Annotated in this window: 21 protein-coding genes; 6 read left to right on the top strand and 15 right to left on the bottom strand. The window is 69.1% G+C overall.

Features of this window, described 5'->3' with window-relative positions; genetic code table 11:
* Positions 1–8: 8 nt before the first annotated feature.
* From def to Q5716_RS06175, 3 genes are all read right to left on the bottom strand, one after another.
* The gene (gene def / locus Q5716_RS06185) at positions 9–500 is read right to left on the bottom strand and encodes a peptide deformylase (protein WP_305002212.1); all 492 of its coding nucleotides are present in this window, start codon (positions 498–500) and stop codon (positions 9–11) included.
* Entirely contained in the window at positions 500–1,795 is a 1,296-nt protein-coding gene (locus Q5716_RS06180) for a MinD/ParA family ATP-binding protein (protein ID WP_305002211.1), read from the bottom strand. Before Q5716_RS06180 ends, def begins: the two co-directional genes overlap by 1 nt.
* A gap of 73 nt (positions 1,796–1,868) precedes the next feature.
* Complete coding sequence (locus Q5716_RS06175; RefSeq protein ID WP_305002210.1) at positions 1,869–5,270, bottom strand: pyruvate carboxylase; 3,402 nt, start codon at positions 5,268–5,270, stop codon at positions 1,869–1,871.
* 123 nt (positions 5,271–5,393) lie between these two features.
* Between Q5716_RS06175 and Q5716_RS06170 the strand changes: the two genes are divergently transcribed.
* A complete protein-coding gene (locus Q5716_RS06170) occupies positions 5,394–6,203 on the top strand; it encodes a ParA family protein (protein WP_305002209.1) in 810 nt (269 codons plus the stop codon).
* A 29-nt stretch (positions 6,204–6,232) separates the two neighbouring features.
* Here the strand turns inward: Q5716_RS06170 and Q5716_RS06165 are convergent, their stop codons facing one another.
* The 4 genes from Q5716_RS06165 to Q5716_RS06150 form a co-directional block, all read right to left on the bottom strand.
* Complete coding sequence (locus Q5716_RS06165) at positions 6,233–6,784, bottom strand: MerR family transcriptional regulator (RefSeq protein ID WP_305002208.1); 552 nt, start codon at positions 6,782–6,784, stop codon at positions 6,233–6,235.
* 153 nt (positions 6,785–6,937) lie between these two features.
* Positions 6,938–7,636, bottom strand: coding sequence for a transcriptional regulator FtsR (gene ftsR, locus Q5716_RS06160; protein ID WP_305002207.1), 699 nt, complete (start codon positions 7,634–7,636; stop codon positions 6,938–6,940).
* Positions 7,636–8,106 (bottom strand): FHA domain-containing protein, encoded by a 471-nt coding sequence (locus Q5716_RS06155; protein WP_305002206.1) that lies wholly within the window; start codon positions 8,104–8,106, stop codon positions 7,636–7,638. Before Q5716_RS06155 ends, ftsR begins: the two co-directional genes overlap by 1 nt.
* Before the next feature lie 23 nt (positions 8,107–8,129).
* The gene (locus Q5716_RS06150; RefSeq protein ID WP_305002205.1) at positions 8,130–8,723 is read right to left on the bottom strand and encodes a CDP-alcohol phosphatidyltransferase family protein; all 594 of its coding nucleotides are present in this window, start codon (positions 8,721–8,723) and stop codon (positions 8,130–8,132) included.
* 79 nt (positions 8,724–8,802) lie between these two features.
* Between Q5716_RS06150 and Q5716_RS06145 the strand changes: the two genes are divergently transcribed.
* From Q5716_RS06145 to Q5716_RS06130, 4 genes are all read left to right on the top strand, one after another.
* A complete protein-coding gene (locus Q5716_RS06145) occupies positions 8,803–9,615 on the top strand; it encodes a DUF1295 domain-containing protein (RefSeq protein ID WP_305002204.1) in 813 nt (270 codons plus the stop codon).
* Between the two features lie 49 nt (positions 9,616–9,664).
* Positions 9,665–10,108: a hypothetical protein gene (locus Q5716_RS06140; protein ID WP_305002974.1), complete on the top strand. Its 444-nt coding sequence runs from the start codon at positions 9,665–9,667 to the stop codon at positions 10,106–10,108.
* Between the two features lie 66 nt (positions 10,109–10,174).
* A complete protein-coding gene (locus Q5716_RS06135) occupies positions 10,175–11,281 on the top strand; it encodes an aggregation-promoting factor C-terminal-like domain-containing protein (RefSeq protein WP_305002203.1) in 1,107 nt (368 codons plus the stop codon).
* Positions 11,281–11,664: an RNA-binding S4 domain-containing protein gene (locus tag Q5716_RS06130; RefSeq protein WP_305002202.1), complete on the top strand. Its 384-nt coding sequence runs from the start codon at positions 11,281–11,283 to the stop codon at positions 11,662–11,664. The genes Q5716_RS06135 and Q5716_RS06130 overlap by 1 nt, the downstream gene beginning before the upstream one ends.
* Here Q5716_RS06130 and Q5716_RS06125 read toward each other — a convergent pair.
* The 7 genes from Q5716_RS06125 to Q5716_RS06095 form a co-directional block, all read right to left on the bottom strand.
* Entirely contained in the window at positions 11,661–13,190 is a 1,530-nt protein-coding gene (locus Q5716_RS06125) for a flotillin family protein (RefSeq protein WP_305002201.1), read from the bottom strand. The two genes, Q5716_RS06130 and Q5716_RS06125, sit on opposite strands and share 4 nt — an antisense overlap.
* A 34-nt stretch (positions 13,191–13,224) precedes the next feature.
* The gene (locus tag Q5716_RS06120; protein ID WP_305002200.1) at positions 13,225–13,902 is read right to left on the bottom strand and encodes a Pr6Pr family membrane protein; all 678 of its coding nucleotides are present in this window, start codon (positions 13,900–13,902) and stop codon (positions 13,225–13,227) included.
* A gap of 8 nt (positions 13,903–13,910) precedes the next feature.
* On the bottom strand, positions 13,911–16,355 hold the full coding sequence (locus tag Q5716_RS06115; RefSeq protein ID WP_305002199.1) for an HAD-IC family P-type ATPase: 2,445 nt from the start codon (positions 16,353–16,355) through the stop codon (positions 13,911–13,913).
* A 29-nt stretch (positions 16,356–16,384) separates the two neighbouring features.
* Positions 16,385–17,566, bottom strand: coding sequence for a dual-specificity RNA methyltransferase RlmN (rlmN, locus tag Q5716_RS06110; RefSeq protein WP_305002198.1), 1,182 nt, complete (start codon positions 17,564–17,566; stop codon positions 16,385–16,387).
* 37 nt (positions 17,567–17,603) lie between these two features.
* Positions 17,604–18,386 carry an SDR family oxidoreductase gene (locus Q5716_RS06105; RefSeq protein ID WP_305002197.1) on the bottom strand — a complete coding sequence of 261 codons (783 nt, stop codon included), beginning with the start codon at positions 18,384–18,386 and terminating at the stop codon, positions 17,604–17,606.
* 77 nt (positions 18,387–18,463) lie between these two features.
* Positions 18,464–18,784: a thioredoxin family protein gene (locus Q5716_RS06100; protein ID WP_305002196.1), complete on the bottom strand. Its 321-nt coding sequence runs from the start codon at positions 18,782–18,784 to the stop codon at positions 18,464–18,466.
* Positions 18,784–19,158, bottom strand: a complete 375-nt coding sequence (locus Q5716_RS06095; RefSeq protein ID WP_305002195.1) for a MerR family transcriptional regulator — start codon at positions 19,156–19,158, stop codon at positions 18,784–18,786. The genes Q5716_RS06100 and Q5716_RS06095 overlap by 1 nt, the downstream gene beginning before the upstream one ends.
* Before the next feature lie 75 nt (positions 19,159–19,233).
* Between Q5716_RS06095 and Q5716_RS06090 the strand changes: the two genes are divergently transcribed.
* Positions 19,234–20,310: a DNA glycosylase AlkZ-like family protein gene (locus Q5716_RS06090; protein WP_305002194.1), complete on the top strand. Its 1,077-nt coding sequence runs from the start codon at positions 19,234–19,236 to the stop codon at positions 20,308–20,310.
* On the opposite strand, the gene Q5716_RS06085 is transcribed toward Q5716_RS06090, so the two are convergent.
* Positions 20,261–21,157, bottom strand: coding sequence for a CPBP family intramembrane glutamic endopeptidase (locus Q5716_RS06085; protein WP_305002193.1), 897 nt, complete (start codon positions 21,155–21,157; stop codon positions 20,261–20,263). The genes Q5716_RS06090 and Q5716_RS06085 overlap by 50 nt on opposite strands.
* Positions 21,158–21,348 lie beyond the last annotated feature (191 nt).

The raw sequence follows: 21,348 nt of genomic DNA, 5'->3' as shown, positions 1-21,348 counted from the left end.
GCGCCCGGTCAGTACCAGGGCGCCTGCCGGATCGAGCGCATGGCCTCGCGCTTGGTCTCCGGCTCGAGACCCTCGATGTAGAGGTGACCGTCGAGGTGATCGACCTCGTGCTGGAGCGCCTGGGCCATGAGGCCCTCTCCGCTGAGCTCGACCGGATTGCCCTCGAGGTCTACCCCGCGCACGCGAGCGAACGGGTAGCGGCGCCGGGGGAAGTAGAAGCCCGGCACAGAGAGACATCCCTCGTCGACGAGCTCCGGCTCCCCCGAGACCTCGACGAGCTCCGGGTTGATGATGTAGCCCACCTCGTCATCGACGTTGTAGCTGAAGGCACGCAAGCCGACGCCGATCTGGTTCGCCGCGACGCCGGCGCGCCCGGGCACGCGCACCGTGTCCAGGAGATCGGCGACGAGGGCGGCAGCCCGCGGATCGCCGGGACGCACCGGGTCGCACACCGACCGGAGGACCGGATCTCCGAAGATGCGGATCTCGCGTTCGGCCACTAGATGACCCGCTGCTCGGGCAGGCCGTCGACGACGAGGGCGGCGAGTTCCCGCGCCGCGTCGCGCGTGATCGGCTTGAGGTCGGCGTAGCGGATGAGGGACCCGGTCGCGAGCGAGGGGTCGTACGGGATGCGGACGATGTCCCGAACCCGGGACTGGAAGTGCGCCTCGATCTCCTCGAGCTTGACGAGGTTGGTTCCCTGGGTCGCCGTGTTCAATGCGACGACCGCGTTCTGGACGAGATCGGCGTATCCGTTCGACTCGAGCCACGTGAGGGTCTCGGACGCCAGCCGCGCCTCGTCCACACTGCCCCCGGACACGACGACGATCGAGTCGGCGCGCTGCAGGGTCGCCCGCATGACCGAGTGGACGATTCCCGTTCCGCAGTCGGTGATCGCGACCGAGTAGAACCGCTCCGCGACGTCGGCGACGACGTTGTAGCCGTTCTCGTCGAACGCCTCCGACACGAGGGGATCCGAGTCCGACGCGAGCACGTCGAGCCGAGTCTGGTCGCGGGAGATGAGCGTCTGGAACTCGCTGAACGCCTGGATCGAGGGCGCACGCGTGACCACGTCGCGCACGGTGGCGCGGGTCTGCTTGGCCACGCGCTCGGCCAGGGTACCGCGGTCAGGGTTCGCGTCGATGGCGATCACCCGGTCCTCGCGCACGTCGGCCATGGCCATGCCGAGAAGGGTGCTGATCGTCGTCTTACCGACGCCGCCCTTGCGCGTCACGACGGCGACGAAACGGGTACCGCCCTCGAAGTGCTTGCCGATGCGAGCATCCAGGGCCTTGCGCTGGCGGGCGGCGAGCGAGTCGCCGACGTTCACGAGTCCGAAGGTGGCGCGGTAGAGGAGCGCCTGCAGGAAGCCCTCGGGGGCGGGCTTGCGACCGCGCTTGGGAGGCGTGACGAGCCTCTCGGCGGTCAGCATCGCCGCCGGTTCCGGCGTCGGGGAGACGGCACCGCGCGCTCGACCCCGCCGGGTGTAGACCTGGTCGGGCTCGGGGAGCGCCGGGATGACCGGCTCCTCCTCGACGGGCTCCTCGGGCACCACAGCGACCTCCTCGGCGACGAGCGTGATGGTCGTCGTCGTGGGGCCGTCCGCGGTGAGGGTGACGGGCGTGATGGCGACCTCGTCGATCGCCACTGCCGCCTCGTCCTCGGGCGCCTCGTGGGGCACGACGGGCAGCGATACCGTGAACGTCACGTCCTCGGTCAGAGCCAGCCCGTCCGACGTCGACGGCGCGGCATCCGGGCTCCCGGAGTCGCCGCCCTTCTTGCTAGTCGTGGCCACAGCCGAATCTCCTTCAGTGCAAAAACACCCCAGTTTACCGTGTCGGGCGGGTGCGTTGCCCTGAGCTGCTGGGCTACGGCTCGATCTCCAGCAGGAGATCGCCGGCGTCGACCTGCTGAGTCGCCGGAACGGCGAGCCGCTTGACCGTTCCCGAGATGCCGGCGGTGATCGCCGCCTCCATCTTCATGGCCTCGATGGATGCCACGCTCTGCCCGGCCGTGACCGTGTCCCCCTCGGCGACCTGGAGTGTCACCACCCCGGAGAAGGGCGCCGGGACGTGCCCGGGCTTGGAGGCATCCGCCTTCTCCGCCGACTTCGTGTCGACCGTGATGCTGAGGTCGCGCACGAAAACGGGGCGCAGCTGCCCGTTGAGCGTCGCCATGACGGTGCGCATGCCCTTGTCATCCGCTTCGCCGATCGCCTCGAGGCCGACGTACAGGCTCACGCCCTTCTCAATCTCGGCGACGTGCTCGAAGCCCTGACGCAATCCGTACAGGTAGTCGGTCGTGTCGAGAACCGACAGGTCGCCGTAGGTCTCGCGCACCTGTTCGAAGATCTTCGTGGGAGCGGGGAATAGCAGGCGGTTGAGGGCCGCACGGCGTTCCGTCGAGTCGCCCTCGAGAGCGGCCGCGTCCTCTGCCGAGAGGGGCTCGACCCCGATCTTCACGGTGCGCCCGGCGAGAACCTTGGTACGGAACGGCTCGGGCCAGCCGCCCGGCAGCTCGCCGAGCTCTCCTGCCATGAAACCGACGACCGAGTCGGGGATGTCGTACTTCTCCGGGTTCTGCTCGAAGTCGTCCGGGTCGGCGTTGGCCGCCGCGAGTGCGAGGGCCAGATCGCCGACGACCTTGGACGACGGCGTCACCTTCGGCGGGCGGCCGAGGATGCGGTTGGCAGCCGCGTACCAGTCCTCCACCTTCTCGAACTGGTCGCCCAGTCCGAGCGCGATCGCCTGCTGGCGAAGGTTCGACAACTGACCGCCGGGGATCTCGTGCTTGTACACGCGACCCGTCGGTCCGGGCAGTCCCGACTCGAAGGGCTTGTAGACGTGGCGCACCGCCTCCCAGTACGGCTCCAGGTCGGAGACCGCCTGCAGCGAGATCCCGGTGTCGCGCTCGGTGTGCGCGAGAGCGGCGACGAGAGCGGACGCAGAGGGCTGGCTCGTCGTACCCGCCATCGGCGCGCTCGCGACGTCCACGGCATCCGCACCGGCGCGCGAGGCCGCGAGGAGCGTGGCGAGCTGCCCGCCCGCGGTGTCATGCGTGTGGACGTGCACGGGCAGGTCGAAGCGAGACCTCAGGGCCGACACGAGCTCGAAGGCCGCCTCGGCCCGGAGAAGGCCGGCCATGTCCTTGACAGCCAGGATGTGCGCACCGGCGTCGACGATCTGCTCCGCGAGGCGCAGGTAGTAGTCGAGGGTGTAGAGCTTCTCGTTGGGGTCCAGCAGGTCGCCGGTGTAGCAGACCGCGACCTCGGCTACGGATGTGCCGGTCGCGAGCACGGCGTCGATGGCCGGCCTCATCTGCGACACGTCGTTGAGCGCGTCGAAGATCCGGAAGATGTCGACCCCGCTCGCGGCGGCCTCACGAACGAAGGCGTCGGTGACCTCGGTGGGGTACGGCGTATAGCCGACAGTGTTGCGACCGCGCAGGAGCATCTGGATGGCGATGTTGGGGAGTGCCTCGCGCATCGCGACGAGGCGCTCCCACGGGTCCTCGCCGAGGAACCGGAGTGCGACGTCGTAGGTCGCGCCGCCCCAGGCCTCCACAGAAAGCAGCTGAGGGGTGAGCCGGGCGACATGCGGGAGGACCGCGACGAGGTCGCGCGTGCGCACCCGGGTGGCGAGGAGGGACTGATGGGCGTCGCGGAAGGTCGTCTCCGTCACGGCGAGGGCGGTCTGCTGGCGCAGCGCCTCGGCGAAGCCCTGAGGCCCGAGCTCGAGAAGCCGCTGACGCGATCCCGCGGGCGCGGGCTGCTCGAGATCGACGGCCGGGAGTTTGAGGATCGGGCTGATGACTCCCGCGCCGTCGCCGTTGGGCTGGTTGACCGTGACATCCGCGAGCCAGTTGAGCACCTTCGTGCCGCGGTCCTTCGACGAGCGACCGCGCACGAGCCAGGGGCGCTCCTCGATGAACGAGGTGCTGAGGTCGCCGGCGACGAAGTCGGGGTCGTCGAGCACGGCCTGGAGGAACGGGATGTTCGTCGTCACGCCCCGCAGGCGGAACTCCGCGAGTCCGCGGCGGGCCCGGAGAACCGCGGCGCGGAAGTCACGCCCACGGCACGTCATCTTCACGAGCATCGAGTCGAAGTGCGGCGAGATCTGGGCTCCCGCGGCGACGGTTCCGCCGTCGAGCCGGATTCCCGCGCCCCCGGGCGAGCGGTAGGTGGTGATCTTGCCGGTGTCCGGGCGGAACCCGGACGCCGGGTCCTCCGTCGTGATGCGGCACTGGAGGGCAGCGCCCCGCAGGTGCAGGTCCTCCTGCTCCAGACCGAGCTCCTTGAGCGTCATACCGTAGGCGATGCGCATCTGCGACTGGACGAGGTCGACGTCCGTGACCTCCTCGGTCACGGTGTGCTCGACCTGGATGCGCGGGTTCATCTCGATGAAGACATGCTGGCCCTTGCGCTCCCCCGCCGTGTCGAGGAGGAACTCGACCGTGCCGGCGTTGACGTAGCCGATGGACTTCGCAAACGCGATCGCGTCGCGGTACATCGCCTGGCGGGTGGACTCGTCGAGGTTCGGCGCCGGAGCGATCTCGATGACCTTCTGGTGTCGGCGCTGGACGGAGCAGTCTCGCTCGAAGAGGTGCACGGTCTCCCCCGTCGCGTCCGCGAGGATCTGGACCTCGATGTGCCGCGGCCGGACGACTGCCTGCTCGAGGAACATCGTCGGGTCGCCGAACGCGCTGTCGGCCTCGCGCATGGCCTCTTCGAGCGCCGGGCGGAGCTCTTCGCGGGTGTTCACGCGGCGCATCCCGCGACCCCCACCGCCCGCGACGGCCTTCGCGAAGATCGGGAACCCGATCTCGTCGGCTCCGCGCAGCAGTTCCTCGATGTCGCGCGACGCGGGGGTCGACTTGAGCACGGGCACGCCCGAGGCGATCGCGTGCTCCTTCGCGGTGACCTTGTTGCCCGCCATCTCGAGCACCTTCGTCGGCGGGCCGATGAACGTGATGCCGGCGTCGGCAGCGGCCTGCGCGAGGTCGGGGTTCTCGGAGAGGAAGCCGTACCCGGGGTAGATCGCATCCGCACCCGACTCCTTGGCGACGCGGATGATCTCCGAGACATCGAGGTAGGCGCGAACGGGATGCCCGGGCTCCCCGATCTGGTAGGCCTCGTCGGCCTTCAACCGGTGCATGGAGTTCCGGTCCTCGTACGGGAAGACCGCGACGGTCTTCGCTCCCAGCTCGAATGCGGCGCGGAACGCGCGGATCGCAATCTCGCCACGGTTCGCTACGAGGATCTTCTTGAACATCCGGTCCCTTCCCTTGACCTCTCAAGCCTAGGGCGTGAGAACGCTGGCAATTGACCTTGATGAGCCCGAAACGGGGGTCACGATTTAGGTTCTTTAAGACGAGTGAAGGTATCGTCGTTACTCGTGCACGTACTCAGCGTCAGCTCCCTCAAGGGGGGCGTGGGAAAGACCACGGTGACGCTCGGGCTCGCGTCCGCCGCATTCGCCCGCGGGCTCCGTACTCTCGTGGTCGACCTCGACCCCCAGTCGGATGTCTCGACCGGCATGGACATCGACGTCTCCGGTCACCTCAACGTCGCCGACGTGCTCGCGTCTCCCAAGGAGAAGATCGTGCGCTCCGCGATCGCGCCGAGCGGGTGGACGAAGGGGCGCCCGGGCAAGGTGGACGTCCTCATCGGCTCCCCGTCCGCAATCAACTTCGATGGCCCCCACCCGAGCATCCGCGACATCTGGAAGCTCGAGGAGGCGCTCGCCAACGTCGAGGCCGACTACGACCTCGTGCTCATCGACTGCGCACCATCCCTCAACGCACTCACCCGTACGGCGTGGGCGGCGAGCGACCGCGTGACGATCGTCACCGAACCCGGCCTGTTCTCCGTCGCGGCGGCAGATCGCGCTCTTCGCGCGATCGAGGAGATCCGCCGCGGCCTCTCTCCCCGGCTGCAGCCGCTCGGCATCATCGTGAACCGACTGCGCTCGCAGTCGCTCGAGCACCAGTTCCGCATCAAGGAGCTGCGCGACATGTTCGGCCCGCTCGTGCTCAGCCCGCAACTGCCCGAGCGGACCTCCCTCCAGCAGGCCCAGGGCGCCGCGAAGCCGCTGCACGTGTGGCCCGGCGAGAGCGCGCAGGAGATGTCCCGCAACTTCGACCAGCTCCTGGAGAGGGTCATGCGGACGGCGCGGATCGGCGACTTCGCGAACGAGACCGCTTAGCGGTTCACGTCGCGCCAAATGGCGAGCGGCTAGCTCGCGGCGCGCGCCGCTCGGCGCTTGGCGAGCTCGTCCATCGGGTCTTCAGCCGCGACGGAGTCGAGCTCGACGAGATCGTGCTCGACCTCTCGGAGGACCTTGCCGACGGCGATCCCGAAGACGCCCTGACCGCGGCTGACGAGGTCGATGACCTCGTCGTTGGAGGTGCACAGGTATACGCTCGCGCCGTCGCTCATGAGCGTGGTCTGGGCGAGGTCGTTGATGCCCGCCTCGCGGAGCTGATTGACGGCCACTCGGATCTGCTGGAGCGAGATGCCCGTGTCGAGGAGTCGCTTCACAAGCTTGAGCACGAGGATGTCGCGGAAACCGTAGAGGCGCTGAGAACCCGATCCGGCGGCGCCGCGAACAGTCGGCTCGACCAGCTGCGTGCGAGCCCAGTAGTCGAGCTGGCGGTAGCTGATGCCCGCTGCGCGGGCGGCGACCGCTCCCCGGTAGCCGGCGGCGTCATCCAGTTCCGGCATGCCGTCAGTGAAGAGAAGACCGAGGTCGTAGCGAGTCTCCTCGTTACGGCTGAGTTCAGTCATGACCGGGCCCCTTCTGACAAGCCGAACCTTCATGTTGCACTTGATAGTTAATCTTCGGTGCAACCCCACGGTAGTCTCGACGGCTACCGATCGCCGACACCGGCCGGGCGTGTCGGATTCATTCGACGCTACTACGAATCCGACCGGACCGCTCTATGAATCGAGACGAGTCAGTGCGGATCGGATGAGACTGCTCCGCACCACCTCGAGCTGCCCCGCGATCTCCCGCGCCATCTCGGCGGCTCGAGCCCGGCTCGACGCGTCCTTGCGCCGGGAGACAGGCATGAGGGCGTTCTCGATGAGTCCGAGCTCCCGCTCGGCCGCGGCGCGGAATCCGCGGAGGTGCCGCGGCTCGATTCCGGAACGCTGAAGCTCGACGAGCGATTTGAGGACGGCCAGGGCATCCTCGCCGTAAACGTCCGACGGAAGGATGAGGGACGCGGACACCGCATCACCGAGCAGCAAGGCGTTCGCCCCGGCCTCCCGAATGAGTTCATCCTTCGTGAAGCGGCGCTCGCTCGAGAGCATCGACGGCGAAGGAACGCTGCCCCCCGGGAGCTCCGGCGTGCGGCCGGCGTCCATCTCGGCGAGATAGCCGCGGATGACCTTGAGGGGCAAGTAGTGGTCGCGCTGCATGGTGAGCACGAACCGCAACCGCTCCATGTCAGCCGCCGAGAACTTGCGGTAGCCCGACTCGGTGCGCGCCGGGGAGACGAGCTGGCGCTCCTCGAGGAATCGCAGCTTAGAGGGAGTGAGATCGGGGAACTCAGGGTTCAGCTTCGCGAGTACCTGTCCGATGCTGAGAAGGCTCGGGCCCCCAGGCACTCGGGCCTGGGCTGCACTGCGGGCCACTACCGGCCAGCCAGGTGAGCGAGGTCGAGCCGCGAGGCGTAGAACGTCAGGCGGAACTTGCCCACCTGCACCTCGGCCCCGTCGCTCAGCAGGGCGGTGTCGATTCGCACGCCGTCGAAGTACGTGCCGTTGAGGGAACCGAGGTCCTTGACCTGGAAGGCCGTGCCGTGACGGAGGAACTCCGCATGGCGCCGCGACACCGTGACGTCGTCGAGGAAGATGTCGGCCTCGGGGTGCCGACCCACCGTCGTCACGTCTGCGTCAAGGAGGAACCGCGCGCCGATATTGGGCCCGCGCCGCACGACGAGCAGGGCGGAACCCGAAGGAAGCGCCGCGATCGCGTCGACCTCCTCGGTCGAGACATCACCATCGAGAGCGGCCAACTGCGCGGCGAACTCGTCGCCGTAGTGCACTGTCGTGTCGTCGCTCGAGGGAGTTCCGGCGATGCGATCCTTCTCATCGTCTGCCATAGCGACCCTCCTCTACGCTCCGGTTAGCCATCCAGCGTATCCGATCCCGAGCCGACCTCGACCCGTGGAATCTGGATCACCCGCACCGTCTCGACGAGATAGACCACGCCAGCCCACCAATAAAGGAACGCACCCCAGATCGCGAAGGCCCAACCGATCGGATCGGTGAGCCAGGAGGCCGTCGGGAAGGCCTCCCCGAGCATGAGGATCGGGAGTGCGTAGAACAGGCAGAGGGTGGCGACCTTACCGAGGTGGTGCACCGGAAGGGGACCGAAGCCGTGGTTGGCGAGCACGATCCCGAGGACGATGAGCATCGCATCGCGCGACACGATGACGACGAAGAGCCACCACGGAATGACCTCGCGCACCGCGAGACCGATGAGCGCCGCGAAGATGAACAGTCGGTCCGCCGCCGGGTCGAGCAGCTGGCCGAGGCGAGAGACCTGCCGGAAGGTCCGGGCGATCAACCCGTCCAGGAAGTCGGTCACGCTCGAGATGACGAGCACGAGGAGCGCAAGGGCGTCCTGCCCCTGGATGATGAGCGCCAGGAAGACGGGTACGAGGGCGAGGCGGAGGAAACTCAGGAGATTCGGGACGGTCAGGATGCGACTCGACACTTCGCCTGCCCGGACCGCTCCCACGAGGCGAGTCTAGCGAGAGGCGGAGGCAGGGGCATCCGGGAAGTATGATGCGGGCATGACCCCTCTCGTCGCCGTCCTCATCATCGCCGCTGTGGTGTGCGCCTTCACCTGGATCACCTCGCTCATCACGCGCGAGCACTCCTGGGTCGACCGGCTCTGGTCCATCGTTCCCGTCGTCTATGTGTGGGTGTTCGCCGCCTTCGCCGGGCTCGCGGATGCCCGCCTGAACGTCATGGCGGTGCTCGTGACGCTGTGGGGAGCCCGCCTCACCTTCAACTTCGCGCGCAAGGGCGGCTACTCCGGCACCGAGGACTACCGCTGGCCGATTCTGCGGGCCCGGATGTCGCGTCTCCAGTTCGAGGTCTTCAACCTGCTGTTCATCGTTCTCTACCAGAACGCGATCCTCGTTCTCATCACGCTCCCCGCTCTCACGGCGTTCGAGCACCGCGACACCCCCTTCGGCGTCCTCGACGCCCTCGTCACGGCGCTCTTCCTCGCGCTCCTCGTCGGCGAGACCGTGGCCGACCAGCAGCAGTGGAACTTCCAGGAGGCCAAGAAGGCCGGCGGGCCTGACTTCCGCCCCCGGTTCGTCCAGTCGGGGCTGTGGCGGCTCTCGCGCCACCCGAACTTCTTCTTCGAGCAGGCGCAGTGGTGGGCGCTCTTCCTGTTCGGCGCCATTGCCGCGGGCTCCCTCCTGCAGTGGACCGTGCTCGGCGCCGTCCTGCTCACGGGCCTCTTCATCGGCTCGACGATCTTCACCGAGTCGATCACGAAGTCGAAGTATCCCGAATACGCGGACTACCAGGCGACGACGTCTCCGATCATCCCCTGGTTCCCGAAGCGCGCCGACAAGGCCGTCACCGCGTGACCCGAGTGTCGCGGTGCGGTCGTCGCGCGCGACGGTTAGCGTGAGCGACATGTCGTGCATCCGGTTCAACACCCCCGCCCAGCGCGCGCAGTTGCGGGCCCTCGCCCCGGCGATGCTCACGGCCGAGCAGGCCGCGGCCCTGCATCCCGCCCCGGCGATGACCGAGTCCAAGATCGCCCGCCTGCGATTGCTCGCTCGCGATGAGACCTCGAAGATCCGCGAGCGAGCCGCGCTCGACCCGCACCTGCCCACCGAGGACTTCGAGCTCCTGGCGCGGGATGCCGATGCCGAGGTCCGCGCGTGCGTGGCGCGGAACGAAGCCACCCCCTGCGACGTGCTCCGCTCTCTCGTCGACGATCCGTCCGAGCGTGTGCGCGGCTTCCTCGCCGTCAACTTCTTCGTCCCGGCCGATGCGATGGAGCGTCTCGCGAACGACCCGAGCCCGATCGTCCGTGATCTGGTGCGCTGGAAGGCCGAACTCGCGACGGCCTGATCCCCGGATCACACCAGTCACACCATTCACATCCGCCCCACGCGCGTCTACCCTGGAAGGGTGCGAATGCGGGCAGGACGATCCGCCGCGCTCTGCGGAGCGCTGGCGCTCGTCGTCGCGCTCGGGGTGATCTCCCCTGCCACAGCCGCAGACTATCCCTCGTGGGACGACGTCGAGGCCGCCCGCGGCAACGAGGCTGCCACGGCCGAGACCATCGCGACGATCTCCGGCCTGCTCGACGGTCTGCAGACGGAGGCGGCTCGGCTCGGAGATGCGGCTGTCGCGGCGACCGCGACTGCCGATCGCGCGCGCGCCGAGCTCGATCGCGCCACGGCGGCTGAGGAATCCCTGAGCCGGCGAGCGGATGCCGCAGCCGACGCCGCCGCGTCCTCCGCCCTCCAGGCAGCCCAGCTCGCCGCCGCGCTCTACCGGTCCGGTGGCGCCGACCTGACCTCGACTCTCCTGGTGTCGAGCGCCGAAGCATCCGATGACCTGCTCTACCGCTTGGGCTCTCTCGGCCGGCTCGGCGAGCAGGTGGGTATCGCGCTCCAGGTCGCCGAGCAGGAGCGCAATCTCGCCCAGTCCCTCGCCGAGCAGGCTGAGGCGGCCCGCGGAGAACAGGAGCGCCTGTCGGCGGAGGCGGAAGCGGCCCGCAGTGCCGCCGAGGCGGCGGCGGCAGCGGCAGATGCGGCCGTCGACGAGCAGCAGTCCCGGCTCACGGTGCTCTACGAGCAGCTGGCGACTCTTAAGAACACGACCGTACTGATCGAGCAGCAATACCGGATCGGCCTCGAGTCCACCGGCGGGGGTGGAGGCGGAGGCGGTACCGAGGGCGGGTTCTCGGTTCCCGGCAACGAGGTCAACAACGTCGCCGCGGCCCAGCAGTTCGCGATGACGCAGATCTCCACCTCCTTCGGGTGGGGGGCTGATCAGGGCCCCTGCCTGATCTGGTTGTGGAACCGCGAATCCGGCTGGCGGACCAACGCGTATAACGCCTCGAGCGGAGCGTACGGCATCCCGCAGGCCCTGCCCGGCAGCAAGATGGCCAACTACGCGGCGGACTGGCGGACGAACTACCAGACGCAGATCATGTGGGGCCTCATCTACATCAGCGGCCGGTACGGCAGTCCGTGCGCAGCGTGGGCTCACTCGGAAGCGGTGGGCTGGTACTAGTGGCCGAGTCGGGCGTCCGGGTCGACAGCTGGCTGTGGGCGGTGCGCGTGTTCAAGACGCGGTCTGCCGCGACCACCGGCTGCCGCGCCGGTCACGTGCGCGTCAACGGCGAGCGGGCCAAGGCGGCGCAGACGGTCAGGCCGGGTGACGAGGTCCGCGTACGCATCGCCGGCTTCGACCGCGTGCTCGTCGTCGTCCAGCCGATCGTCAAGCGCGTGTCAGCCCCCCTCGCCGCAGCAGCGTTCGTCGACAACTCTCCCCCGCTGCCGACACCCGAGGAGGTCGGCTTCGCGCCGATGCGCGACCGCGGTGCGGGTCGGCCGACCAAGCGCGAGCGGCGCGAGATCGACCGGCTCCGCGGTCGCGACCTCCCGGACGACTAGGACTCAGGCTTGGGAGCTGGCTTCGTCGCGGTTCGCTTGCCCGTCGGGGAGCCCGTGATGCCCTCACCTATCGCCTGCCCGGTCACTCGACCTGTCACGATCTCGCTGATGTCGATGCCGACGGTGTCCTTGAGGATCTGGCGCACGGTGGTGAGCTGAGCGGCGACGTTCTGACCGACCTGCTCGGTGCCGGACCCATCGCTCGAGATCACGGTCATCGCGCCGATGGACCCGAGGGGTTCGGATGCTGCGCGCACGATCTCGGGAAGCTGGGCGATGATCTCCTGCCTGAGCAGATCCCCGGCCCGCTCCGCGAGCGCCTCGGCCTTGAGCTTCGTCGCCTCCGCCTCGGCGTTTCCCCGGACGCGGATGGCGACCGCCTCGGCCTCGCCCTCCGCCTGGAGCGCTTCGGCTGCGGCGATGCGCCGGTTCTTCTCCGCGACGCCCTCGGCCTCGAGCGCCTCGGCTGCGCTGCGGCGGCGGTTACGCTCGGCGATGCCCTCGGCCTCGATGGCTTCTGCAGCCGCGCGGCGCGCGTCGCGATCGGCGGCCGCTGCGGCGACGTTCGCGGCAGCCGTCGCCTGCGCGTTCTTCTCGACGGCGTACGCCTCGGCATCCGCAACCGCGCGGATCTCCGCGTCGAGCTCCTGCTTGCGCAGCCCCACCCGCTTCGCGGCGGTGACCTCCTGCTGCGCGACGACCTCCTGCTGGGCGATCGCTTCGGCCAGCGGTGCCGCGGCGGCCGCCTCGGCACGAGCCTTGTCGGTCTCCTTCTGGATCTCGGCGTTGCGCAGGTCGAGCTTGCGCTGCGACTCGGCGACAGCCTGGTCGGCGGCGATTCGCGCCTCCTCCGACGCCTGACGGGCCACCGACTCGGCGATCTCGGCGACCTGCTTCACTCGGGCAGCCTCGGCGCGACCGAGGTCCTTGATGTAGCCGTTGTCGTCATCGATCTCCTTGATCTGGAGGGTGTCGATGGTGAGCCCCTGCACGTCGAGGGACTCGCGCACCGCCTCGAGGACCTGACCCTGGAGAGCACTGCGGTTCGTGATGATCTCGGTGACCGTCAGCTGGCCGACGATGGAGCGCACCGATCCGCTCAGCACCTCCTCGGTGGAGGTCTCGATCTGATCCTGCTGGTTGAGGAAGCGCTGGGCCGCCGCGCGCACCATCGACTCGGAACCGCCCACCTTCACGACCGCGACCGCGTTGACGCGGATCGTGATCGCGTCACGGGTCTGCGCTGTCGCCTGGACATTGAGCTGGCGGCTGCGGAGGCTCAGCTTGAAGTAGGCCTCGACGATCGGCTTGACGAAGACACGCGACCCGAACACGACTCGCTGCCCGGCGTTCTCCTCCTCCGGGCCGCCCTTCGCGGTCTTCTGGCGCGAGGTGACGATGATCGCCTCGTCGGGCTTGGCGACCTTGATGCTGCGCAGGAGCACCACGAGCGCGATGATGAGGACGACGATCACCGCCGCCCAGATCACGAGGTTGGTCAACGGATCAAGGATGAACGAGAACATGCCTCAAGACTAGCGGGGAGCATCCCCCGCCCGACTAGCGCTGCGTGAACCAGCCGCGGCGCGACAGCCAGATCACGCCCGCGGCGACGAGTCCGATGACCGCCGCGATCAGGACGATGTAGAAGGCCACCGAGAAGTAGCCGTTGTGCGAGATGTACGGATTCAGGAAGGGGTAGGGGTACCAGTACGACGCGCCCGTCAGCTCGTTGGGGGTGAACGGCCCCCGGATCATCGTGTAGACCGCCCACACGATCGGGAAGACGAGCATCCTCCAGAGCTGGTTCCACTCGATCGGCTGGCGCCCCGGAGTGAACAGCCAGTCGAGGAGAGCGAGGATCGGCACGACGACGTGGAGGATCTCGTTGGACCACTCGAGCGTCGAGCCCTGGGGCAGCTCGATTCCGCGCAGCAGAAGGTTGTAGACGATCCCGGTGACGATCATGTACGTCGCCACCGAGGCGCGGAACAGCGTGAACCACCGGGGGTCGCTGCCCGAGCGGGTGAAGAGCAGGAACGCACCGAACAGGAAGACGACGACCGCGCCGACGTTCGAGAGGATCGTGAAGAAGCTGAAGAAGTTCGTGATCGCCAAGGGGATGTTCTGGACGTTGTGGCTCGACCAGTAGCCGAGGCTGGTGAGCAGTTGACCGACGATGGCGGCGATTCCCGCTCCTGCCGCGGCCAGACGGCCGATCCCGAATGCGATCCTCATGTGCTCCTCTACTCTGCGGATGAACTGCTCGACATGCTATCGGCGCCCGCCTCTCCCCGGTTCAACACCGCATCCGCGCGCCGCAGCCTGCGGGAGTGCACCACATGGATGACCGCCACCGCGACGGTGCCGACAGCGACAACACCGAGAACGGTCACGAGGTAGGGCTCCGAGAGCGGGACGAACTGCAAGAAGTCGGCGGCGAACGGGACAGCGACGACGAGCGCCAGTCCCAGGACCATCGCCGCGACGATTCCCGCCTTGATCGCGGTGAACGGCACCGACCGGGACACCAGGATCGACAGCCCGAGGAGCGCGAGCGCGATCGTGGTCCCGGTGCGGGTCTCCTCGAGGCCCGTGCCGAGGGAGCGCGAGGCGAGCGTCAGCGCGGTGATCGACGCGGCCACGACGACGCCGGCCGGGACCGCGAACGAGAGCGACCGTCGGAGGAATCCCGGTCGGTAGCGGCGAGCACTCGGAAGCAGCGCGAGGAAGAACGCGGGGATGCCGATCGTGAGGCCGTCGGTGACCGAGAGCTGCCGGGGCAGGAAAGGGAACTCCACCATGAGCACGGCGAACACGAGTGCGAGTGAGACGGCGTAGGCCGTCTTCGACAGGAAGAGCATCGAGACGCGCTCGACGTTCGCGATCACCTGCCGCCCCTCGGCGACGACGCCCGGCAGGTGGGAGAAGCGCCCGTCGAGCAGGATGAGCCGGGCGACCGCTTTCGTCGCGGCCGAGCCCGACTCCATCGCGATCCCGATGTCCGCGTCCTTGATCGCGAGGGCGTCATTGACCCCGTCGCCGGTCATCGCGACCGTGTGACCGGCCGCCTTCAGCGCGAGCACGATGGCCTTCTTCTGCTCGGGAGTGACGCGCCCGAACACCTGGTTGGCCTCGAGCACCGCGGCGAGCTCTTTTTCGTCCTCCGGGAGCTCCCGCGCATCGAAGCCGCTCGGGGCCTCGATGCCCACGTCGCGCGCGATCGCCGCGACCGTGTGCGGGTTGTCTCCGGAGATGATGCGCACCGCGACGCCTTGGGCCTCGAAATAGTCGAGCGTGTCCCGCGCGTCGGGCCGGATGCTCTCGCGGAAGGTCAGCAGCGCGACGGGCACGAGGCCGTCGGGGCGCCGCTCGTGCTCGACGTCCTCCGCCGACAGATCCGTGGGCGCCTGCGCAAGGACGAGGGTGCGGCGGCCGGAGCCGGCGAGTTTCGCGGCTCGGTCCAGGAGCGGGGTGTGCGCCGGATCATCCCCGAACACCATCTCCGGCCCGCCGAGCACCCACGTGCCCGCCGGCCCCGTCGCGAACGAGACGGCACTCCACTTGCGGGACGAGGAGAACGGGATGCGCTGCGCCACCGTGAGCGGCGACTCGACCGCAAACCGCGGGGCGAGACAGCGTGCCGTCGCATTCGCGTCGGGGTCGGCCCCGTTCCAGGCGAGGACGTCGCGCCAGTCGTCGCCAGCCTCCTCGACGAGTGGGTGGACGTCGTCGAACACGATGTCCCCCGCGGTGAGCGTGCCGGTCTTGTCGAGGCAGATGATGTCGACGCGGGCTAAGCCCTCGACGGCGGCGAGCTCCTGGACCAGCACCTTGCGTCGCGAGAGCTTCACCGCGCCGACCGCGAAGGCGATGCTCGTCATGAGCACGAGGCCGAGCGGGATCATGGCGACGACGGACGCGATCGTGTCGACGACTGCGCCGCGCCATCGGCCCGACTCGATCGCGGGACCCCACCCGCCTGCCGCGACCATCTGGCCGTTCAGCACCAGCAGCGCGAGCGGTCCCACCAGCCACGTCAACCAGCGCAGCACGCGATTGATCGACGACCGCAGTTCCGACGTGACGAGGGAGAATCGCTTTGCCTCGCTCGCGAGCTGGTTCGCGAACGAGTCTGCTCCCACGCGGTCCACTCGGGCAGCGCCCTCCCCCGCGACGACGATCGAACCGGACAGCACCCGGTCGCCTGCCGTCTTGTCGATGGGGTCGGACTCCCCCGTGAGCAGGGACTCATCGAGCTCGAGGCCCGCCGAGATGATGACGACCGCGTCCGCGGGCACCTGGTCGCCGGGTCGCAGCTCGAGGAGATCGTCGAGCACCACTTCCGCGACGGCGACCTGCAGTTCTGCCCCGTCGCGGCGCACGCGCGCCGCCGGCGCGTTGAGGAGCGCGAGCTGATCGAGGGAGCGCTTGGCCCGGTACTCCTGAACGGTGCCGATCACCGCGTTGGCGAGGGCGCTCAGTCCGAACAAGGCGTCCTGCCACCGCCCGAGCAGCAGCAGAAGCAGGAAGCAGCCGGCGATGATCGCGTTGAAGAGGGTCAGGATGTTCGACCGGAGGATCATCCCGAGACTGCGGCTCGACGGGGGCGAGTAGTCGTTCGACCGGCCGTCGGCGCGGCGCTCCGCGACCTCGGCGGCGGTGAGCCCGGTCTCGGTCCCGGTGGGCATGGGTCGATCCTAGCGGCGAGCCCTCGCGTCTAGGCGTCGGCCGCCGCGAGCTGACCGCAGGCGCCGTCGATCTCCTTGCCGCGCGTGTCGCGGAGCGTCGTCGGGATGCCCGCTTCCTCGAGCCGTCGGACGAACTCCTTCATCACCGCGGGTTCCGACGAGGTCCAGATCGACCCGGGAGTCGGATTGAGCGGGATGGGGTTCACGTGCACCCACCCCCGGCCGCGCTCGTTGAGCTTCGAGGCGAGGAGGTCGGCGCGCCACGCGTGGTCGTTCATGTCCTTGATGAGGGCGTACTCGATCGAGACTCGACGGCCCGTCGCCTCGAAGTAGGCTCGCGCGGCATCCAGCGCCTCGTCCACCTTCCAGCGCGAGTTCACCGGGATGAGCTCATCGCGGAGCTCGTCGTCGGGGGCGTGCAGCGACAGCGCGAACGTCACGGGGATCTTCTCGTTCGCGAGCTTCTGGATCGCGGGAACGAGGCCGACCGTCGAGACGGTGATGTGGCGGGCGGACATCCCGAGCCCGTCGGGCTGGGGGGCGACCATCGTGCGCACGGCATCCATCACTCGCGCGTAGTTGGCGAGCGGCTCCCCCATGCCCATGAACACGATGTTCGTGACCCGTTCATTGTCGTGCTCCGCGGGACCGAGCTGTCCCTCCGAGATCGCCCGATTGGCTCGCACCACCTGGTCGACGATCTCCGCGGTCGACATGTTGCGCGTGAGACCCGCCTGGCCGGTCGCGCAGAACGGGCAGTTCATTCCGCACCCTGCCTGCGAAGAGACGCACAGCGTGATGCGCCCGGGGTAGCGCATGAGCACCGACTCGACGAGGGCGCCGTCGTGCAGCCGCCAGAGGAACTTGATGGTGTCGCCGTTGTCGGTGGCGAGACGCCGCACCTCGGTGAGCAGGGGCGGGAGCATCCCCGCGACGAGCTCGTCCCGACCGGCCGCCGGCAGGTCCGTCATGTGAGCGGGGTCGGCGGTGTAGTGCGTGAAGTAATGGGTGGAGAGCTGCGCCGCCCGGAAGGCGGGCAACCCGAGCTCGGTCATCCGCGCCCGGCGCTCCTCGACCGTGAGGTCGGCGAGGTGCACGGGCGGCTTGCCGCGCTTCGGCGACGCGAACTGCAGCGACGGGCGGCCGTCCGGGCCGAGCTTCTGAGTCCAGCCCTCGGCAGCGGGACGCACCTGGGGGCGGGTGTTCTCCATCCCCCCAGAGTACCGGGGAGGCGGCGGAGTACCGCGACTACCAGGTCGAGTCGCCGCGGATGACGGCGTCCGAGCCGCCGTCGATGAAGACGATCTGACCGCACAGGTGGGCGTTCTCCTCACTCGTCAGCCACGCGAGCAGGTACGCGACGTCGCGCGGCTCGAAGATGCCGTTGAGCGGCATCGGCACCTGCTGGAGGATCGCCTCGCGCGCCTCCGCGGTCCCCGTGAAGGCCGCCGTCATCGGCGTGGCGACGACCCCGGGTGCGATGCCGTTGAGCGGGATGCCCGCCCCCGCCCACTCCGGGGTCGGGGCCGCACGGCGGATCCAGCGCGCCAGAGCCTGCTTCGTGGTGCCGTAGATCTGCGAGGCCGGCTGCTCCCCTGCCGCCACCAGTTCGCCCGCTCGGTGCAGCGCTGCCGCTTCGTCGGCGGCGAGCAGCGCCGCGAGCAGTTCCTCGTCCGGCGGGAAGAGGGACGCCATCGAGCACGTCGCCACGGCACGCGGCGCAGCCGAACCGGCGAGCAGAGGCCGGAGGCCGTCGAGAGTGGCGACGGCGCCGAAGAAGTTGACGGCGACGGTCGCGGCGGTCGAGCTCGCGAGACCGGCGTTGGCGATGATCGCGTCGATCGTTCCCCCCGAGAGCTCGCGCACCCGCTCGACGAGGGTCGACCGGCCCTCCGCGGTGGAGAGGTCGGCGACGACGTCCGCTCCGGCGATGTCGACCCCGATGACGCGATGACCGCGCTCCTGCAGGAGTTCAGCGGTCGACTTGCCGATCCCGCTCGCCGCTCCGGTCACGACGTAGGTTCTAGACATGGTTCCCGCCCTCCGTGGTGGTGATCTCTCGATCACATCGTCGCGCGGCATCACCCCGAACGACAGGGGCCAAGGTCCTAGAGGTAGGGCTCCAGCTCCCGCTCGAGAGCCGCGCGGGGCTTCGCGCCGATGATCGTGCGCTCCAGTCGGCCGTCGACGAAGACCTTCAGGGTCGGCAGCGACAGCGCGCCGTACTCGAGCGAGCGCTCGGGGTTGGCGTCGGCATCCATCTTAAGGATCGTCAGGCCCGGATGCTCGGCCGCCAGCTGCTCCAGATGCGGCTCGAGCAACCGGCACGGCGGGCACCAGTCCGCCCAGAAGTCGACGACGACCGTACCGCTCGACCGCAGCACGTCTCGCTCGAATGACTCGTCGGTGACGGCAGCCAGGGCGCCCACTAGTCCGTCCTCCCGCACTCGACGCAGCCGCCGGCGCTCTCCAGGAGTGTCGCGAGCGCGGCGCGGCGCGCGCTGAGCTCGCCGATGCGCTCGTCGAGCTCCGCGATCGCGTCGCGGTAGGCCGTCACGGAATCGGGACAGTCGTGGCCGCGCTCGTTGCCCGCGACGAGGCACTCCACGAAAGGTCGGGCCTGCTCCGCGCGTACCCCGAGTGCGACGAGTCCACTGATCTCGCGCACGAGACGCACGTCCCGCTCGTCGAAGTCGCGGTAGCCGTTGGTCAGCCGCGGTGCGTCGAGCAGCCCAACCGATTCGTAGTACCGCACTGCCTTGGTGGTCACCCCGGCCCGCCGGGCGAGTTCGCCGATCCTCATGCGACCACGGTAGAGCCTGCCCCCGGGGTCAAGGTCAAGTGCCCTCTCGACAGAGGTCGCGTCTATGCTCGCGGCATGGTCATCGAGCTCAGCCGACAGGATGCCCGGCGCATCGCGGTGACAGCGCAACTGCTCGACGACCATCGGCCTGACGACCTCGTCGAGACCGTGGGCCGACTCGGTTTCGTCCAGGTCGAGCCCACGGCCGCCGTCGCCCCCACGGCGGACCTCGTGCTGTGGAGCAGGCTCGGGAGCGGGTTCGAGCCGTCTCAGGTCACGGAGGGACTCGAGCGGGATGGAACCCTGTTCGAGCTCGACCTGCTGGTGCGTCCGATGGCCGACCTCCCGCTGTTTCTCGCCGAGATGGCCGCGTGGCCCGAGCGCGAGTCCACGCGACGCTGGCTCGACGACAACGAGGAGTTCATCGACGATGTGCTCGATCGGCTCGAGCTCGAGGGGCCGCTCACGGCACGCGACATCCCCGACACCTCTCTGGTGTCGTGGCCCTCGTCGGGCTGGAACAACAATCGCAATGTCATGATGGTGCTCGAGTGCCTCATGCGACAGGGCCGGATCGCCGTGTGCGGTCGGCGCGGCCGGGACCGCCTGTGGGACCTGGCCGAGCGGGTTTACCACGCCGACACCCCGACCGTCCCGATGGACCAGGCACTCCGCATCCGGGCGGAGCGGCGCCTCGCCGCTCAGGGACTCGTGCCGGACCGCACCCCCGACCTGCCCGTCGAGACGACCCGTGTCGGAGACGCCGGCATCCCCGCCGCGGTGGAGGGAGTCCGCGGGTCGTGGCGGCTGGACCCCGCGGCGCTCGACCGCGACTTCGCGCCGCGGACGGCGCTGCTCTCCCCCTTCGACGGGCTCATCCGCGACCGTAAGCGGATGGCACTGCTGTTCGAGTTCGACTATGCGCTGGAGATGTACAAACCGGCCGCGAAGCGACGCTGGGGGTATTACGCCCTCCCGGTTCTCCACGGCGACCGGCTGATCGGCAAGCTCGATGCGACCGCTGACCGCGATCGCGGCATCCTCGTCGTCCACGCCCTCCATGAGGATGAGCCGTTCGCGCCCGCCGTTCGTCGCGCTGTCATCAACGAGATCGAGTCGCTGGCCGACTGGCTCGGGCTCCGGGTGGGGTGACTTCGCAATCGGACTCGCCGTGCGGTGGTCGGGCCACCGAACCGCGACGCCAGAGCAGCCAGGCGCTGAGCACTCCCTGCACCATGACGACCGCGCTGATCGTCGAGGCGACGAGACCCGCTGACTGATCGGCCGCCGTCAGCAGGTCGAAGCCGGCGTGCCACAGCAGGACCGGCAGGATGCTCCCCCGCGCGCCGATCGTCAGCCACGCCAGGAGGAACGAACCGCACACGAGGGCGAGCATCCAGCCGACGATCCCCGGGCCCATCTGCGTGTAGGTCGGGTTGAAGAAGAAGGCCGGCAGGTGCCACGCGATCCAGACACCGGCGACGACGAGGGCCGACCAGAAGCCGGACAGGCGACGCATCAGCGCGGGAAGCAGCCAGCCCCGCCAGCCCGCCTCCTCCCCCAGGCCGAAGGTGAGGACCCACACCCCAGCGACGGCGGGCCACGGCAGACCCGGGAGTTTCTCGGTGACGCCGAATCCGCCCTGCTCGGGCCAGGCTCCGGTGACGACGAGCGTCACGACCCACGCGATGAGAAGGTAGGCGACGGGCATCCCGATTCCGGCCACCCACCACACCCAGCGGAACCGCACCGAGAAGGTGCGGCGCGCCCACTCGGCGAGTCCGAGTGGGCCGCCCTCCCACAGCGACGCCGCGACCGAGCCGCACAGTGGTCCCACGGAGGCGAGGAAGAAGGTCCACGGCATCGCGGCAAGCCCGGTGCCCTGGGCGTGCACGAGGATCGGCGTCCACATCGCCCACGTCACCGCGAAGGCGACGACGAGGAAGACCGCGACGCCGCCGCGGCGCGCAGGTCGACTCGCGCGCGGGGCGACGCTCACGCCGACGCCGGGCGAAGACGGACCGGACGGGGATACCCGCCGACCGAACCGGCCAGCAGCTGAACGAGAGGCCACGAGAGCATGCCCCAGGATGACTCGTCCGCCCACCGTCACGGCAGGGCCAGAAGTCCCCCGGGGTGCTCCGTTCGGCGCGGGATCGAGCCCCTCGGAGAGTAGCCGGCGCCCATCGC

Origin of the sequence: Antiquaquibacter soli (genome assembly GCF_030580675.1) — a bacterium.
Classification (GTDB): domain Bacteria; phylum Actinomycetota; class Actinomycetes; order Actinomycetales; family Microbacteriaceae; genus Rhodoglobus; species Rhodoglobus soli.
The sequence above is the reverse complement of the archived record's forward strand: the minus strand, read 5'-3'. Positions and strand labels throughout refer to the sequence as shown.

Excerpts from the sequence above, each read along its gene's own strand:
- Q5716_RS06175 (WP_305002210.1), bottom strand. The coding sequence starts at position 5,270 with ATGTTCAAGAAGATCCTCGTAGCGAACCGTGGCGAGATTGCGATCCGC.
- Q5716_RS06165 (WP_305002208.1), bottom strand. The coding sequence starts at position 6,784 with ATGACTGAACTCAGCCGTAACGAGGAGACTCGCTACGACCTCGGTCTT.
- Q5716_RS06155 (WP_305002206.1), bottom strand. The coding sequence starts at position 8,106 with ATGGCAGACGATGAGAAGGATCGCATCGCCGGAACTCCCTCGAGCGAC.
- Q5716_RS06145 (WP_305002204.1), top strand. The coding sequence starts at position 8,803 with ATGACCCCTCTCGTCGCCGTCCTCATCATCGCCGCTGTGGTGTGCGCC.
- Q5716_RS06140 (WP_305002974.1), top strand. The coding sequence starts at position 9,665 with ATGTCGTGCATCCGGTTCAACACCCCCGCCCAGCGCGCGCAGTTGCGG.
- Q5716_RS06135 (WP_305002203.1), top strand. The coding sequence starts at position 10,175 with ATGCGGGCAGGACGATCCGCCGCGCTCTGCGGAGCGCTGGCGCTCGTC.
- Q5716_RS06125 (WP_305002201.1), bottom strand. The coding sequence starts at position 13,190 with ATGTTCTCGTTCATCCTTGATCCGTTGACCAACCTCGTGATCTGGGCG.
- Q5716_RS06120 (WP_305002200.1), bottom strand. The coding sequence starts at position 13,902 with ATGAGGATCGCATTCGGGATCGGCCGTCTGGCCGCGGCAGGAGCGGGA.
- Q5716_RS06115 (WP_305002199.1), bottom strand. The coding sequence starts at position 16,355 with ATGCCCACCGGGACCGAGACCGGGCTCACCGCCGCCGAGGTCGCGGAG.
- rlmN (WP_305002198.1), bottom strand. The coding sequence starts at position 17,566 with ATGGAGAACACCCGCCCCCAGGTGCGTCCCGCTGCCGAGGGCTGGACT.
- Q5716_RS06105 (WP_305002197.1), bottom strand. The coding sequence starts at position 18,386 with ATGTCTAGAACCTACGTCGTGACCGGAGCGGCGAGCGGGATCGGCAAG.
- Q5716_RS06095 (WP_305002195.1), bottom strand. The coding sequence starts at position 19,158 with ATGAGGATCGGCGAACTCGCCCGGCGGGCCGGGGTGACCACCAAGGCA.
- Q5716_RS06090 (WP_305002194.1), top strand. The coding sequence starts at position 19,234 with ATGGTCATCGAGCTCAGCCGACAGGATGCCCGGCGCATCGCGGTGACA.